Source organism: Actinokineospora auranticolor (genome assembly GCF_041897805.1).
Lineage (GTDB): Bacteria > Actinomycetota > Actinomycetes > Mycobacteriales > Pseudonocardiaceae > Actinokineospora > Actinokineospora auranticolor.
Map to the genome: position 1 here is coordinate 7,262,517 of NZ_CP154825.1, position 14,306 is coordinate 7,276,822.

The window sequence follows — 14,306 nt, forward strand, 5'->3', positions numbered from 1 at the left end:
TCTCCCCGTCTGGTGACAACCCGTCACCACCCACACCGTTGGAATAACCAGTTGCAGGGCCTGCAATCGCGTGGCCGGACCCGGCTCGAGGTCACAAACTCTGGGCAATCGGTTTCCGATTGTAGATCACACGAGAGCGGAGTTCACATGGCAGCCACGCGCGATCCCATCACGGCGGCGGAGGCGGTGCGCCGGTTCCCGGAACTGGCGATTCTCCTCGACCTGCGCGACCACGACTGGCGCTTCCACCTCCTGCAGGAGAACGACGACCTGGTGGCCGTCGCCGCGACCAACAGCACCGACAGCCACACCGACGCGGTGTTCGTCTTCGACCGCCACCACGTCCTGGCCAACCGGCTGGTGGGCGACGGGGTGGTGTGGATGAAGGACGGCACGGACCTGACCGAGGTCGTCACCGACCTGCTCGCGCTGCCCGCCCCGGGCGAGCCGGGGGCCCCGAACCTGGTGATCCGCTCGAGCACCCTGTGGATCCCGTGAGCACCGGCGGAATCTGGCAGGTGGTCCTAGGACTCGTCATCCCATCGGTGGCCGTTCAGGTCAGCTTGCTGTGGTGGAGCCCTACTCGCAACCGCCGAAATCACTGATGTTGTGTTTAATTGTAGGCCACGAATATGTGACGATTACCTGCGCTTTCCTCGACCGCGTGAACCACGTCATGGCACACACTGGCAATTTGCCACGAACATCGGACCACCGGAATGGTCCTAGGACCACGCGGAAAGGCCCCGGGCGGTTTCGCGCCCGGGGCCCGTGGCCCGCTACCCCCGGCGCAGCGCGAAGCGGCCGGGGCCGAGCACGGCGATCAGCAGGAACACCCACGAGAGCAACGCCGCCTGCTCGCCCATGTTCTGCAGCGGCAGCAACCCCATCGGGGCGTGGACGGCGTAGGCCATCACACCGGAGCTGACGAACGCGGCGGTGCGGGTGCACAACCCCAGGACGACGAGTCCCCCACCAGCGACCTCCAGCGCGCTGCCCCAGAAGTCGGGCCACGTCCACAGGTCCACCGCGCCGCCGACCCCGTCGATCCCCCCGAAGAGCCCGAAGCCCTGCAGGCCGCGGGACAGGTAGAGGAAGCCGACCACGACCCGCACCGCCGCGAGCACAACCGGCGCGAGGCGGTTGTCCACATGCGCCTGACTTGTCCACAGGCTCAGCTTGCGCGGTTCCCCACCACCACCCGGCCAATAGACTGGTTTCGGGGTGCCCCCCTGGGAGGGTGGGGTCTGTCGTCCGGGCCGGGCGGTGTCGATCTTGGCGTGGGTGTCGTCGGACGAGGGTCGCGTGTTCATCGGAGACTCCTGGGATCGGCGAGGGCTCGAGTGGTGGTCGGGTGGGACGCCACTGCGGACGCGTTGGGACGCTTGGGGTTGGAGGGCGCTGAGGAATCGACGAAGCCGGGCGAGCAAGGGAAGCCGGGCGAGCAAGGGAAGCCGGGCGAGCAAGGGAAGCCGGGCGAGCAAGGGAAGCCGGGCGAGCAAGGGAAGCCGGGCGAGCAAGGGAAGCCGGGCGAGCAAGGGAAGCCGGGCGAGCAAGGGAAGCCGGGCGAGCAAGGGAAGCCGGGCGAGCAAGGGAAGCCGGGCGAGCAAGGGAAGCCGGGCGAGCAAGGGAAGCCGGGCGAGCAAGGGAAGCCGGGCGAGCAAGGGAAGCCGGGCGAGCAAGGGAAGCCGGGCGAGCAAGGGAAGCCGGGCGAGCAAGGGAAGCCGGGCGAGCAAGGGAAGCCGGGCGAGCAAGGGAAGCCGGGCGAGCAAGGGAAGCCGGGCGAGCAAGGGAAGCCGGGCGAGCAAGGGAAGCCGGGCGAGCAAGGGAAGCCGGGCGAGCAAGGGAAGCCGGGCGAGCAAGGGAAGCCGGGCGAGCAAGGGAAGCCGGGCGAGCAAGGGAAGCCGGGCGAGCAAGGGAAGCCGGGCGAGCAAGGGAAGCCGGGCGAGCAAGGGAAGCCGGGCGAGCAAGGGAAGCCGGGCGAGCAAGGGAGCCGGGCGAGCAAGGGAAGCCGGGCGAGCAAGGGAAGCCGGGCGAGCAAGGGAAGCCGGGCGAGCAAGGGAAGCCGGGCGAGCAAGGGAAGCCGGGCGAGCAAGGGAAGCCGGGCGAGCAAGGGAAGCCGGGCGAGCAAGGGAAGCCGGGCGAGCAAGGGAAGCCGGGCGAGCAAGGGAAGCCGGGCGAGCAAGGGAAGCCGGGCGAGCAAGGGAAGCCGGGCGAGCAAGGGAAGCCGGGCGAGCAAGGGAAGCCGGGCGAGCAAGGGAAGCCGGGCGAGCAAGGGAAGCCGGGCGAGCAAGGGAAGCCGGGCGAGCAAGGGAAGCCGGGCGAGCAAGGGAAGCCGGGCGAGCAAGGGAAGCCGGGCGAGCAAGGGAAGCCGGGCGAGCAAGGGAAGCCGGGCGAGCAAGGGAAGCCGGGCGAGCAAGGGAAGCCGGGCGAGCAAGGGAAGCCGGGCGAGCAAGGGAAGCCGGGCGAGCAAGGGAAGCCGGGCGAGCAAGGGAAGCCGGGCGAGCAAGGGAAGCCGGGCGAGCAAGGGAAGCCGGGCGAGCAAGGGAAGCCGGGCGAGCAAGGGAAGCCGGGCGAGCAAGGGAAGCCGGGCGAGCAAGGGAAGCCGGGCGAGCAAGGGAAGCCGGGCGAGCAAGGGAAGCCGGGCGAGCAAGGGAAGCCGGGCGAGCAAGGGAAGCCGGGCGAGCAAGGGAAGCCGGGCGAGCAAGGGAAGCCGGGCGAGCAAGGGAAGCCGGGCGAGCAAGGGAAGCCGGGCGAGCAAGGGAAGCCGGGCGAGCAAGGGAAGCCGGGCGAGCAAGGGAAGCCGGGCGAGCAAGGGAAGCCGGGCGAGCAAGGGAAGCCGGGCGAGCAAGGGAAGCCGGGCGAGCAAGGGAAGCCGGGCGAGCAAGGGAAGCCGGGCGAGCAAGGGAAGCCGGGCGAGCAAGGGAAGCCGGGCGAGCAAGGGAAGCCGGGCGAGCAAGGGAAGCCGGGCGAGCAAGGGAAGCCGGGCGAGCAAGGGAAGCCGGGCGAGCAAGGGAAGCCGGGCGAGCAAGGGAAGCCGGGCGAGCAAGGGAAGCCGGGCGAGCAAGGGAAGCCGGGCGAGCAAGGGAAGCCGGGCGAGCAAGGGAAGCCGGGCGAGCAAGGGAAGCCGGGCGAGCAAGGGAAGCCGGGCGAGCAAGGGAAGCCGGGCGAGCAAGGGAAGCCGGGCGAGCAAGGGAAGCCGGGCGAGCAAGGGAAGCCGGGCGAGCAAGGGAAGCCGGGCGAGGGTGGGGTGGGTTGGCTGGCCGGTGCGGGGGCAGGTGCTTCGAATCGAGGGCTTGAGCGGTGGGGTGAGCGGTGCGGCCTCGGGGCGAGTGGGGGCAGGCGCGGATGTTGCGAGCAAGCCAAGGCGGATCCGAGGTGGACCAGGAGAACGCACGGGCCCACGACACGTTGCGGAAGAGCGAGCTGCCTGGGGCTGTGGTTGTCGCGGTCGGCGAGCTAGGGGCGCGGGAAGGCGGGTGCTGGGGACGCCGGGCGAGCGGGATGTGGTCGGGGTCGTGCGGGGTGGAGCGCCTGGCAGTTAGGTGTGGGGGCGGCGTTTCGAGTCGAGGTGGCTCGAGCATTGGGGGCGAGCGCTGTGGCGCGGATCTGGGGCGGGCAGGGGCGCGGATGTCGCGAGCGGGCCGGCCAACGCGGATCCGGGGTGGATCAGGAGAACGCGCGGACCCACGACGCGTCGAGGAAGAGCGTGGTTGTTGTGGTCGGCGAGCTAGGGCGTGGCCGGGCGAGCGGGATGCGGTTGGGGGTTCGTGTGGGGTGGAGCGCCTGGCAGGCAGGTGTGGGCGCCGGCGCTTCGAGGTGAGGCGCTGGGGTGAGTGCTGCGGCGCGGATCTGGGGCGGACAGGGGCGCGGATGTCGCGAGCGGGCCGGCCAACGCGGACTCGAGGTGGATCGGGAGAACGAGCGGGCCCTCGACGCGTTGGGGAAAGGCTGGCTGGGAGGGGCCGTGGTTGTTGCGGGCGGGCGCCGGGCGAGCGGGATGCCGGGGGGTGGTGGGCACTTGGCTGGCAGGCGTGAGGGCAGACGCGTCGAGCAGAGGGGCTCGAGAACTGGGGGTGAGCGGTGCGGCCTCGGGGCGAGCGGGGGCACCTGGCCGGAGGAGAACGCGCAGGCCCACGACGCGCCGGAGAAGGGTTGGCTGCCTGGGGTGCGGGGGCAAGGCGCGGGCGCTGGGGAGTGAGGGGCGGGACCGTGGAGCGAGGCCGCGGGCAACGGGCCAGGCACCAGGGAGGGGAGGCGTCCCCGCCCGCGACCCCCAGATCGCGGGCGAGGTGGGGATCAGGCGTAGACGGCGTCGAGCCAGGTTTGCCAGGCGGCGGTGGTCTTCTCCGGGTCGGCGGGCTCGGTGAACAGGTGGTGCGCCAGCGACACCGGGGCGCCCCAGGGCTCGCGGCAGTAGAAGCGGTACAGGGTGTCGCCGTCGCGCAGGCCGATGAACTGGCCCTCCAGGTAGTCGACCTCCGCGTCCACCCCCAGCCCCTCGATCCGCACCCGGTCCCCCACCGCCGTCACGCCCAGGGCTCGGCGGAGGACGTCGACCGCGCCCGGGGCGTGGGAGGCGGCCGGGCCGTCGGCGGCGACGTAGGTGGCGCCGCGGCCGGGGAAGTGCTTGACGTACTGGCCGAGCGAGTGCAGGTAGAAGTCGGTGTGCTTGCCCGCGCCGTCGTACTGGGTGTCCCAGTCGTCGGTGAAGATGCCGCTGTGCACGTACCGGAGCACGGCCGTGCCGCCGTCGCGGGCCTCGATGACGTGCTCCAGCGCGTTGAACCAGCCGTCCGGGCCCTCGGTGCGGACGGCGACCTCGTGCGGCGGGTCCCACTTGGTCACCCGGCTGCCCTGCGCGTCGACGGTGCCGTCGGCGGGCGGGTACGGCATCGGGAACAGCCAGGACCCCTGGTTCTCGGTGACCGCGGCGAAGATCTGCGCCGGGGTGGCCTCGAGGACGACCTCGCGGCGGATCTCGAACTGCTTCGACATGGCACAAGCTCCTTCTAGTTCTTCAGGCTGGGGTGCAGGGCGACGACCAGGCGGTGCTTGCGCCCGCCGGGGGCGTCCTCCGCGTGGTGGCGGCGGACCAGGTCGGCCACCGCCTCTTGCAGTTCACCGGCGAACGCGGCGCGGTCGGCGGCGGTGGCGAAGGTGAGTTCCGAGTCGATCGCGTAGGTGGCGAGCCGCTGGTTGGCGGCGGTGGCACCGGCGATGAGCCGACCCAGCTCGCGCACCAACCGGGCCGCGAGGGCCAGCAGCCAGCGCGCGGAGAGCTGGTCGGGGGCCCGGGCCGGGTCGGGTTCGACCGCGGACAGCGCCGCGGGCGAGATCACGTACGAGGCCGCCGTGGCGCGCAGCACCCGTTCGGTGCAGTTGCCCCGGCGCCGCTCCTCGACCAGCTCCACCAGGCCGTGCTTCTCCAGCGCCCGCAGGTGGTAGTTCACCTTCTGCCGCGGCAGCCCGACGGCCGCGGCCAGCGAACTGGCCGAGCCGGGCTCCGCGAGCGCGGCCAGCAGGCGGGCGCGCACCGGGTCCAGCGTGACCTCGGCAGCCGCCGGGTCCTCGATCACCGCTACGTCGAACATGGGCCTAGCCTGTCACCGACAACTTTTCTTGTCAAGGATGAAGTGGGTTGTCGGTGACCCGGGCGCCGTATCATGGCCCTGACCACCGCGAACACACCGAATCGGGAGCCCATGACCACCCACGTCCTGCTCGTGCGACCCGCGCTCAACCGCGTCTACGCCGAGTCGTCGGTGGACCTCATGGCGGCGGAGCTGGCGGTGTTCAGCGACCGCCTGCTCGGCGGCCGGGTGCGCGACATCGCCCCGGTCCGGCTCAGCGGCGTCCCGTACCTGGGCTTCACCTGCCCCGACCTGGGCCCGGACGACGCGGCGCGGCTGGCGAACCTGTCGTCGGCGTACGCGCTGTTCGAGCGGCGCGGCGACCTGCTGGCCCCGGTGGAGCTGACCCCGCTGGACAAGTTCGACGACGACCTGGTGACCATCCAGAAGTACCCGGGTAAGACCAACGAGCACTTCACCAAGCTGCTGCTCAACCTGGCGGTCGTCTCCTCCGCGTCCGCCCAGGACATGCTGACCAGGCGGCTGCGGGTGCTGGACCCGATGTGCGGGCGCGGCACCACGCTCAACCAGGCCCTGACCTACGGCTACGACACCGCGGGCATCGACGTCGACGGCAAGGACTTCGACGCGTACGCGCAGTTCATCCAGACCTGGCTCAAGCGCAAGCGCGTCAAGCACCAGGCCGACACCACCCGCGTGCGCCGTGACGGCAAGGTCATCGCCCGCCGGTTCCAGGCCTCGATCGGGGTCACCAAGGAGTCGTACAAGGCGGGCGACGCCCTCGACCTGGACTACGTCAACGCCGACACGACCGAGGCCAACCGGTTCCACCGCGCGGGCACCTTCGACGTCATCGCGACCGACGCCCCCTACGGCGTCCAGCACGGCAGCCGCGCCACGGGAGCCCTGCACCGGGGCCCGCTCGAGCTGATCCGCGCCGCGATCGGCGGCTGGGTGGGCCTGCTGCGGCCGGGCGGGGCCCTCGCGATCTCGTGGAACACCAACGTGGTTCCCCGAGCGTCCCTTGTGGACGCACTGGCCGCCGCCAACCTCGAACCCCTCGACGAGGGCCCGTACCTGGGCTTCAGCCACCGCGTCGACCAGGCCATCGTGCGCGACATCGTGGTGGCGAGGAAGCCTTGACCGCCGATCTCCGGCGGTGGCTGGAGAACCTGGTCAGCCGCGCGGTGACACCGGGAGAGGCCACTGCCTGGGCCAGGTCCCGGGTGCTGGGGCACAACGAGTTCAGCGACCTCCACTGGGACCTGCTGGTCGCGCTGGGCGCGGCGGGACAGGCGAACCACACCCACGAGTCCGCCGAAGAGTTGCTGGTCCGGTTCCTGACCGAGCCGCCCGGCCCGCCGCGCCCGCGCACCGTCGTCGACATCGACCACATCCTCACCCCGGTGAGATCCCTTGTGTGGAGCGAGAAAGAGGCGGAAGCCTACGCGCGCCGGATCACCCACATGTTCGAATGGGCGCCCGGCATGGACGACAACTGGATCGACCTCGCCTGCGGGCCCGCGTTCGACGCGGCCATCTACGTGAAGCGACCGATCGTCATCGCGCGGGTCGACTTCCGGGTGCACGGTCACCCGGGGCTCGCGCTCATCCCGGTGGAATCGGCGCTCGAACCGCGTTTCACCGCGAGCCCGGGCCTGCTTGAGGAAACATTCCAGCGGCAGCTCCCCGGATTCCCGGACCACGCCTTCACCGCGAACGACCTGATGTTCCTGGGCCACTGAGGTTCCGACACCAGGTCACACTCCGGTCGAGGATAGTCCACTCAGTACCGTCCGCGCCCGCGCCGCGCAATCCTTCGACGCCTGCCAGCCCATCCCAGGCCATACCGGCGAAAGCCACTGTCCTACCCGGACGCCACTCCGGCATCGCCGCCAGGCGCCCGCCGATGCCGGTCCAGGAGCGGGCCTGGTCGGCGATCACCCACGCGTCCGGGGCGCCGCCCGCGAAGCGGCAGGCGGACCGCAGCCAGGACGCCGCGGTCGCGGGCCAGCTCACCACCGCGCCGATCTCGCCGTCCCAGGCGTCGAGGAACGCCCGGGCCGACGCGACCGAGGCCGGGTCCCGACCGTGGCCGAGGTTGACCAGCGTGCCCAACCGCTTGACCAGGGCCAGGACCGTGGCCAGTTCGGCGGACGTCACGCCACCGGTCCGCACCGCTCGCACGGCCGGTAGCCCGCCTGCACCGCCTGGGCGACCGTGCGGAACGCCCGCCGGGAGGCCGCCGGGACCGACCGGATCCGGTCGCACGACGGGTAGCACACGACGCCGTCGTGGCCGACCACCGCGCGGCGGGCGTCGGCCAGCGCGCGCATCTCGTCCACATTGGACTCCTCGGCGCGCAACAGGTCCTCCTTGACATCCGCGCCGAAGACGTACTGCCCCAGGTGGCCGTCGGCGCGAACCACGCGGTGGCACGGGATCAGCACCGGCACGGGGTTGTTGCCCAGCGCGGTGCCGACGGCGCGCACGGCCTTGGGGCGGCCGATGGCCTTGGCGATCCACGCGTACGGGCGGACCTGGCCGACCGGGATCTCGCGGGTCGCGGTGAGCACGTCCCGCTCGAAGGAGGTCAGCGTGCGCAGGTCGACCGGCGCCTCCTGGGCGCGCGCGGCGTCGGGGAAGAGCCCGGCGGGCACGGCCGCCACGTGCTGCAGCGGCCGGTTGAACCGCTGGTGGAAGTGCTCCCGGAAGACCTCGGCCCGGCCGCGCACGGACGCGGCGGTGCGGATGTAGCTGACGCCGACGTCGGTGTAGGCGAGGAACAGCTCGCCGACCGGGCCGGGGACCGTCGTCCACCGGCCGAACAGCCGGGTGGTCAGGTCGAGGGACAGGGGGGCGGCCAGGCCGCCCAGCGCGGCGGTCAGCTGGTCGGGGGTCTCGTCGTGGGCCATCATCGGACGACCTCCTTCGCGTACTGCTCCCGCAGCCGGGCCAGGCCGCGGGAGATGTGGGACTTCACGGTGCCCTCCGGTGCCGCCATGACCGCGGCGATCTCGGCCACGGGCAGGTCGACGACGTGCCGCAGCACCACGGCGACCCGCTGGTTCTCGGGCAGGGTCGAGACCAGCGCGGCCAGCTCGCCGCGGGTCTCGGCGTCCGCCACCTGCTGCTCCACGCTGGGGCCTGCCGTGGCCCGCTCGGGCAGCTCGGCGACGGCGACCACCGGCCGCCTGCTCGCCGCGCGAACGGTGTTGCGCCAGGTGTTGAGCAGGATCGTGAGCAGCCACGACCGGGGGCGCAGGGCGAGGATGCGGGACCGGTCGTAGCCGCGCAGCGCGTGGTAGGCGCGCAGGAAGCACTCGGCGGCCAGGTCCTCGGCGTCCCGGCCGCCGACCCGCAGGGCGACCGAGAGCACCACCCGCTGGTGGGTGCGGACCAACTCGGCGAACCCCGCGTCGAGGTCGTCGGCGATGGCGGCGAGGACGGCCGCGTCTGGGTCGGTCATACCAGGTGAACACCGCCACCGCGCCAGCCGTTGCACCCGCGCCTCGGGTCGACCGCAGGGTACCGCCTGTGGGGCGCCCTCGCGGACCGGACCGAGCTGGGCGCCCGGGTCCCCGGAAGTGGTCGTGGCGCGACTACGGGTGGGGCAGGCAGCGCGGCCCCGGGTCGTTGCGACGACGTGGGAGCACTCGGTAACGGGGGCGGGACTCCCTGTTCGGGCGAAAACCCGCACGCCTCGCTCGGCTGCCCGGTCGCCACCACGGAGCCCGACTCCGGGTTACGATGCCCAGGCCCGTGGACAACTCGCTGGACGACGGTGTGGTGGCGTGGATTGCCCGGCCGGTCGCGTGTCGAGGAGTTGGGTGCCCCTGTCGGTGCGGGGTGGATGAGGGGGTAGTCGATGTTCATCGCCATGGTGGGCGTCGTGGTCGCGGTGGTGCTGTTGTGGCACCTGTTCGCGGTGGTCGCGAGACGGACCGGCGAGGTGGCGCGTCCGTGGGGCATCCGGGCGAAGGCGACCCTGATCGGCGCGACCGCGGTGTGCGCCTTCAGTGCCCTGAAGGTGTTCGGCAGCGGAACCGACTACCGCTGCCTCTACCCGGACCCGTCCCACGGGCCCACCTACCTTCCCCAGCGGTGGCCGTGCGGGGAGATCTTCGAACAGGTTCCCGGTTTCATCAACACGTTGTTCTTCGTCCTGCTCGCCGCCTTCGCCGCTTGGGTCGTGATCGCGACGCCCGGCCGCGCACAGGACTCGGACGACGAGCGCGACTGATCCGCCCACGGGTCACAGGTCCAGGACGAGCCTGCCCCGGCCGCGCGACACGCAGATCATCATCGTCTTGCCGGACTCCTGCTCCGCCGCCGACAACACCGAGTCCCGGTGGTCGACCACGCCGTCCAGCACCGTCGTCTCGCAGGTGCCGCACGTGCCCTCGCCGCACGACGACACCACCGGGATCCCGCTCTCCTCCACGACCTCCAGCACGCTCACGTCAGCGGGCACACTCAACACCTGCCCGGTCGACGCGACCTCCACCTCAAACCCCGAGCGCTCCCCCGAGTCCTCCCGGGGCGCGAACCGCTCCACCCGCAGGGAGCCCGTCGGCCAGGAGGCGCAGGCTTGTTCGACCGCGCCGAGCAGTCCTTCGGGACCACAGCAGTAAACCGCGGTGTCGGGTGTGGGGTTTCCCAGTTCGACGTCCAAGTCCAGCAAGCCGAGCTCGTCCTGCGGCCACAGCACGACCCGGTCACCGAAGCGCTCCACCAGTTCCCGGGCGAAGGCCATGCTCGCCAGGGACCGACCCCCGTACACCAGCCGCCAGTCGACGCAGCGGTCGAGCATCGGCAGCAACGGTGTGATCCCGATGCCGCCCGCGATGAACAGGTGCCGCTCGGCGGGTACCAGTGCGAAGTTGTTGCGGGGCGGGCTGATCCGCACGATGTCGCCGACCCGCAGGGCGTGCATGAAGCGGGAGCCGCCGCGGCCCGCGGGGGCGTTGAGGACGGCGATGCGGTACCGGTCCGCCCCGACCTCCCCGCACAGCGAGTACTGCCGCAGCACACCCGCGCCGACCTCGACGTCGATGTGCGCGCCCGGCTCCCAGGCGGGCAGGTTGATACCCGCCAGGTCCAGGGCCACCACCCCGTCCGCCACCACCGAGCGGGACGCGACCGCTACCTCGATCACCGGGATCCTCCGAACAGCATGTCCCCCACCAACGACGTGTCGTGCTTGCCTTCCCGGAACACCGGGTTGTCCATCACCGAGTGCAGGAACTCCGCGGTGGTCGCCGCGCCCGGGCCGTCGACGCGCAGTTCGGTCAGGGCGGCGCGCATGCGGGCCAGGGCGACCGCGCGGTCCGGGCCCCAGACGACGACCTTGGCCAGGAGGGAGTCGTAGGCCGACGGGATGCGGTAGCCGTCGAACAGGTGGGTGTCGACGCGGACGAAGGGGCCGCCCGGGGCGACGAAGGACCGCACGGTCGCGGGGGCGGGCGCGAAGCCGCGGGCCGGGTCCTCGGCGTTGATCCGGCACTCGATCGAGTGGCCGGCACACGCCACGTCCTCCTGCCCGTAGCCCAGCGGCTGCCCGGCCGCCACGCGCAGCTGCTCCGCCACCAGGTCCAGGCGGGTCACCATCTCGGTCACCGGGTGCTCCACCTGGAGGCGGCAGTTGACCTCCATGAAGTAGTACCGGTTCTCGGTGTCCACGAGGAACTCGAACGTCCCGGCACCCACGTACCCGGCAGCCACGGTCGCACGGACCGCGGCGGCGCCCATCTCGGCGACCAGCGAGTCCGGCAGGCCCGGCGGCGGCGACTCCTCCACCAGCTTCTGGTGCCTGCGCTGCACCGAGCAGTCGCGGGCGCCCAGGTGGACGGCGTTGCGGTACCGGTCGGCCAGCACCTGGATCTCCACGTGCCGGGCCGACTCCAGGTACCGCTCGACGTACACCCGCCCGTCGCCGAACACCGCCTGGGCGTCGAGCCGGGTGTCGCGGTAGGCGCGGGCGAAGTCGGCGGCGTCGCGCACGATGCGCATGCCGCGGCCGCCGCCGCCCGCCGCGGCCTTGATGATGACCGGGTAGCCGATGCTGTCCGCAAGCGCTTGCGCCTCGGTGACCGTGTCGATGGCCTCGGTGCTGCCGGGCAGCAGCGGGAGCCCCGCCTGGACCATCATCGAGCGGGCCACGGCCTTGTCGCCCAGCTTCTGCATCACCGCGGCGGGCGGGCCGATGAACACGATGCCCTCGTCCTCGCACACCTCGGCGAAGTCCGGGTTCTCCGACAGGAACCCGTAGCCGGGGTGGATCGCCTCGGCACCGGTCCGCTTGGCCGCCTCGATCACCGCCGGGATGTGCAGGTAGCTGCCCCGCGACGGCGGCGGTCCGATGTGGACGGACTCGTCGGCGAACCGGACCACGGCCGAGTCGCGGTCGGCCGTCGAGTAGACCGCGACCGTGCGGATGCCCAGTTCGCGGCAGGTGCGGGCGACCCGGAGCGCGATCTCACCGCGGTTGGCGATGAGGACGGTGCCGAACATCAGGCCGTCTCCGGGGTGTAGGCCAGCAGCGCCTCGCCGTACTCGACCGGGGTCCCGTCGGCGACCAGCAGCTCCACCACGCGCCCGGCGCCGTCCGCCTCGACGGGGATCATCAGCTTCATCGCCTCGACGATGCCGATCTGCTGCCCGGGCGCGACCACGCTGCCCTCGGTGACGAACGGGTCCGCGCCCGGCTCCGGCGACCGGTAGAACACGCCGACGGTCGGCGACGACACGTGCCGCACCGCCACCTCGGGCTCGGCGACGACCTCGGCCGCGCGCGGTGCCAACGCCAGCACGGGGGCGGGCACCTCGGCCGGGCCGATCGACGGGGCGACGGCGACCACGGTGTCCGCGAAGGACAGTTCGACGCCGACCTCGCCCGCGGTCACCTTGATCCAGCTCACCGGCCGCGCCGACTGCGCGCACAGCGCGAGCGCGTTGGCCCGCACGGCGTCCAACACCTGCTCCGGGCTGCCCACGGCGCTCTCCATGGCGGTCATCAGGCGCTCTCCCTCTCTGCGATGTCCTGGTCGAGCAGGTCCGGGGCGGTGACGCCGAACCGGCGGAAGCGGGCGTGGCGGCGCGGGACGAGGTTCATCGCGTCCAGCGGCATGAGCGCCCGCAGGGTGCTGGTCAGCGCGGTGCGCATCGCGGCGGCGGCGAACCCGTGGTCGGTGTGCGCGCCGCCCTCGGGTTCGGGCACCACGCCGTCGACGACGCCCTGCTCCAGCAGGTACCGCGCGTCGACCCGCAGCGCTTCCGCCGCCTTGGGCGCCGCGGCGGCGTCCTTCCACAGGATGGCCGCGCAGCCCTCCGGGGTGATCACCGAGTACATCGCGTTGGCGCACATCAGGACCCGGTTCGCGACGGCCAGCGCGAGCGCGCCGCCGCTGCCGCCCTCACCGGTCACCACCGCGACGGACGGCACCGGCAGACCGGCCATGAGCCGCAGGTTCTCCGCGATGGCGACCGCCTGCCCGTCGGTTTCCGCGTCGACACCCGGGTACGCGCCCGCCGTGTCGATGAACGTCACCAGCGGCAGCCCGAGCTTGGCCGCGATCCGCATGAGCCGCGCGGCCTTCCGGTACCCGGCGGGGCTGGGCATGCCGTAGTTGCGCTCGGCCAGTTCGGCGGCGGTGCGGCCCTTCTGCGTGCCGACCACGACGACGGGGATGTCGTCGAGGTAGGCGAGTCCGCCGACGATCGCCTTGCAGTCGGCCGCGCGCCGGTCGCCGTGGAGTTCGACGAAGCCGTGCGTGACCAGGTTGATGTAGTCCACAGTGGTCGGTCGTCCGAGGGTCCTGGCCAGCCGCACGACCTCCCACGGGTGCCGCTCCGGCAGGTGGGCCGGATCGGTGATCAGCTCGGGACCGGCCTCGCCCGGACTCGCCTCACCGCGCCGAGACGCGACCGCGAGGATCCGGGCGATGGTTGGGCGGAGCTGGTCGCGGGTCCGGATGACGTCGACGATGCCGTGCTCCAACAGGAACTCCGCAGTCTGCAGGCCCTCGGGCAACTTCTGCCGGATCGTCTGCTCGATGACCCGAGGGCCCGCGAAGCCGAGGCGCGCACCGGGTTCGGCGATGATGACGTCGCTGAGCGTGGCGAAGGACGCGGCGACACCGCCGAAGGTCGGGTCGGTGACCAGGGTCAGCGTGAGGATGCCCGCCTCGTCGAGCTGGCCGAGCGCCTGGCTGGTCTTGGCCATCTGCATGAGGGAGATGACGCCCTCCTGCATCCGCGCCCCGCCGGACGCGGTGACCAGCAGCAGCGGTGTGCGCTCGCGCAGCGCGGTCTCGGCGGCCTGGGTGATCGCCTCGCCGACGGCCGCGCCCAGGCTGCCGCCCAGGAAGCGGAAGTCCATGACGGCGGCGATGACCGCGTGCCCGCCGATCGTGCCGCGCGCGCAGACCACGGCCTCGTCGAGACCGGTGGCGGAGCGGGCCGTGCGCAGCCGCTCGGGGTAGGCGACGGAGTCGACGAACCGCAGCGGGTCGTGGTCACCGACCGCGAGGTCGAGCAGCCGCAGCGAGCCCTCGTCGAGCAGGTGCGAGAGCCGTTCGGGGGCGTTGAGCACGGCGTGGTGGCCGCAGTGCGGGCAGACCTTGGCCGCGCGGGCGAAGCGCCTGCCGTAGACCATCTCGCGGCAGCCCGGGCAGAGCAGCCACACCGATCCTCGGGGTTCGGTCACCGTGT

14 protein-coding genes are annotated in these 14,306 nt (G+C 72.2%); 4 read left to right on the plus strand and 10 right to left on the minus strand.

Annotated features, from left to right (window positions below; genetic code table 11):
- The first annotated feature begins 147 nt into the window (after window positions 1-147).
- Window positions 148-498 carry a hypothetical protein gene (locus V5P93_RS31635; RefSeq protein ID WP_104481647.1) on the plus strand — a complete coding sequence of 117 codons (351 nt, stop codon included), beginning with the start codon at window positions 148-150 and terminating at the stop codon, window positions 496-498.
- A gap of 281 nt (window positions 499-779) precedes the next feature.
- Here the strand turns inward: V5P93_RS31635 and V5P93_RS31640 are convergent, their stop codons facing one another.
- The 3 genes from V5P93_RS31640 to V5P93_RS31650 form a co-directional block, all read right to left on the minus strand.
- Window positions 780-1,178, minus strand: coding sequence for a DoxX family protein (locus V5P93_RS31640; protein WP_245931582.1), 399 nt, complete (start codon window positions 1,176-1,178; stop codon window positions 780-782).
- 3,121 nt (window positions 1,179-4,299) lie between these two features.
- Window positions 4,300-4,998, minus strand: a complete 699-nt coding sequence (locus V5P93_RS31645) for an SRPBCC domain-containing protein (protein ID WP_104481649.1) — start codon at window positions 4,996-4,998, stop codon at window positions 4,300-4,302.
- A 14-nt stretch (window positions 4,999-5,012) separates the two neighbouring features.
- Entirely contained in the window at window positions 5,013-5,594 is a 582-nt protein-coding gene (locus V5P93_RS31650) for a helix-turn-helix domain-containing protein (protein WP_104481650.1), read from the minus strand.
- 111 nt (window positions 5,595-5,705) lie between these two features.
- On the opposite strand from V5P93_RS31650, the gene V5P93_RS31655 reads away from it, so the two are divergent.
- Both V5P93_RS31655 and V5P93_RS31660 read left to right on the plus strand, forming a co-directional pair.
- Window positions 5,706-6,737, plus strand: a complete 1,032-nt coding sequence (locus V5P93_RS31655) for a TRM11 family methyltransferase (RefSeq protein ID WP_104481693.1) — start codon at window positions 5,706-5,708, stop codon at window positions 6,735-6,737.
- Window positions 6,734-7,339 (plus strand): hypothetical protein, encoded by a 606-nt coding sequence (locus tag V5P93_RS31660; RefSeq protein ID WP_104481651.1) that lies wholly within the window; start codon window positions 6,734-6,736, stop codon window positions 7,337-7,339. The genes V5P93_RS31655 and V5P93_RS31660 overlap by 4 nt, the downstream gene beginning before the upstream one ends.
- Here V5P93_RS31660 and V5P93_RS31665 read toward each other — a convergent pair.
- The 3 genes from V5P93_RS31665 to V5P93_RS31675 are packed head-to-tail and all read right to left on the minus strand — an operon-like array spanning window position 7,305 to window position 9,063.
- A complete protein-coding gene (locus tag V5P93_RS31665) occupies window positions 7,305-7,757 on the minus strand; it encodes a hypothetical protein (RefSeq protein ID WP_181043747.1) in 453 nt (150 codons plus the stop codon). The genes V5P93_RS31660 and V5P93_RS31665 overlap by 35 nt on opposite strands.
- Window positions 7,754-8,512, minus strand: a complete 759-nt coding sequence (locus V5P93_RS31670; RefSeq protein ID WP_245931580.1) for a methylated-DNA--[protein]-cysteine S-methyltransferase — start codon at window positions 8,510-8,512, stop codon at window positions 7,754-7,756. Before V5P93_RS31670 ends, V5P93_RS31665 begins: the two co-directional genes overlap by 4 nt.
- Window positions 8,509-9,063, minus strand: coding sequence for an RNA polymerase sigma factor (locus tag V5P93_RS31675; protein WP_104481653.1), 555 nt, complete (start codon window positions 9,061-9,063; stop codon window positions 8,509-8,511). The genes V5P93_RS31670 and V5P93_RS31675 overlap by 4 nt, the downstream gene beginning before the upstream one ends.
- A gap of 399 nt (window positions 9,064-9,462) precedes the next feature.
- Between V5P93_RS31675 and V5P93_RS31680 the strand changes: the two genes are divergently transcribed.
- Window positions 9,463-9,837 carry a hypothetical protein gene (locus V5P93_RS31680; RefSeq protein WP_104481654.1) on the plus strand — a complete coding sequence of 125 codons (375 nt, stop codon included), beginning with the start codon at window positions 9,463-9,465 and terminating at the stop codon, window positions 9,835-9,837.
- A 12-nt stretch (window positions 9,838-9,849) separates the two neighbouring features.
- Here V5P93_RS31680 and V5P93_RS31685 read toward each other — a convergent pair whose 3' ends face one another.
- The 4 genes from V5P93_RS31685 to accA are packed head-to-tail and all read right to left on the minus strand — an operon-like array spanning window position 9,850 to window position 14,301.
- On the minus strand, window positions 9,850-10,758 hold the full coding sequence (locus V5P93_RS31685) for a PDR/VanB family oxidoreductase (RefSeq protein WP_104481694.1): 909 nt from the start codon (window positions 10,756-10,758) through the stop codon (window positions 9,850-9,852).
- Window positions 10,749-12,107: an acetyl-CoA carboxylase biotin carboxylase subunit gene (gene accC, locus V5P93_RS31690; protein WP_104481655.1), complete on the minus strand. Its 1,359-nt coding sequence runs from the start codon at window positions 12,105-12,107 to the stop codon at window positions 10,749-10,751. Before accC ends, V5P93_RS31685 begins: the two co-directional genes overlap by 10 nt.
- Complete coding sequence (locus V5P93_RS31695; RefSeq protein ID WP_181043748.1) at window positions 12,107-12,610, minus strand: biotin/lipoyl-containing protein; 504 nt, start codon at window positions 12,608-12,610, stop codon at window positions 12,107-12,109. Before V5P93_RS31695 ends, accC begins: the two co-directional genes overlap by 1 nt.
- Window positions 12,610-14,301, minus strand: coding sequence for an acetyl-CoA carboxylase carboxyl transferase subunit alpha (accA, locus tag V5P93_RS31700; RefSeq protein WP_104481656.1), 1,692 nt, complete (start codon window positions 14,299-14,301; stop codon window positions 12,610-12,612). Before accA ends, V5P93_RS31695 begins: the two co-directional genes overlap by 1 nt.
- Window positions 14,302-14,306: the final 5 nt, after the last annotated feature.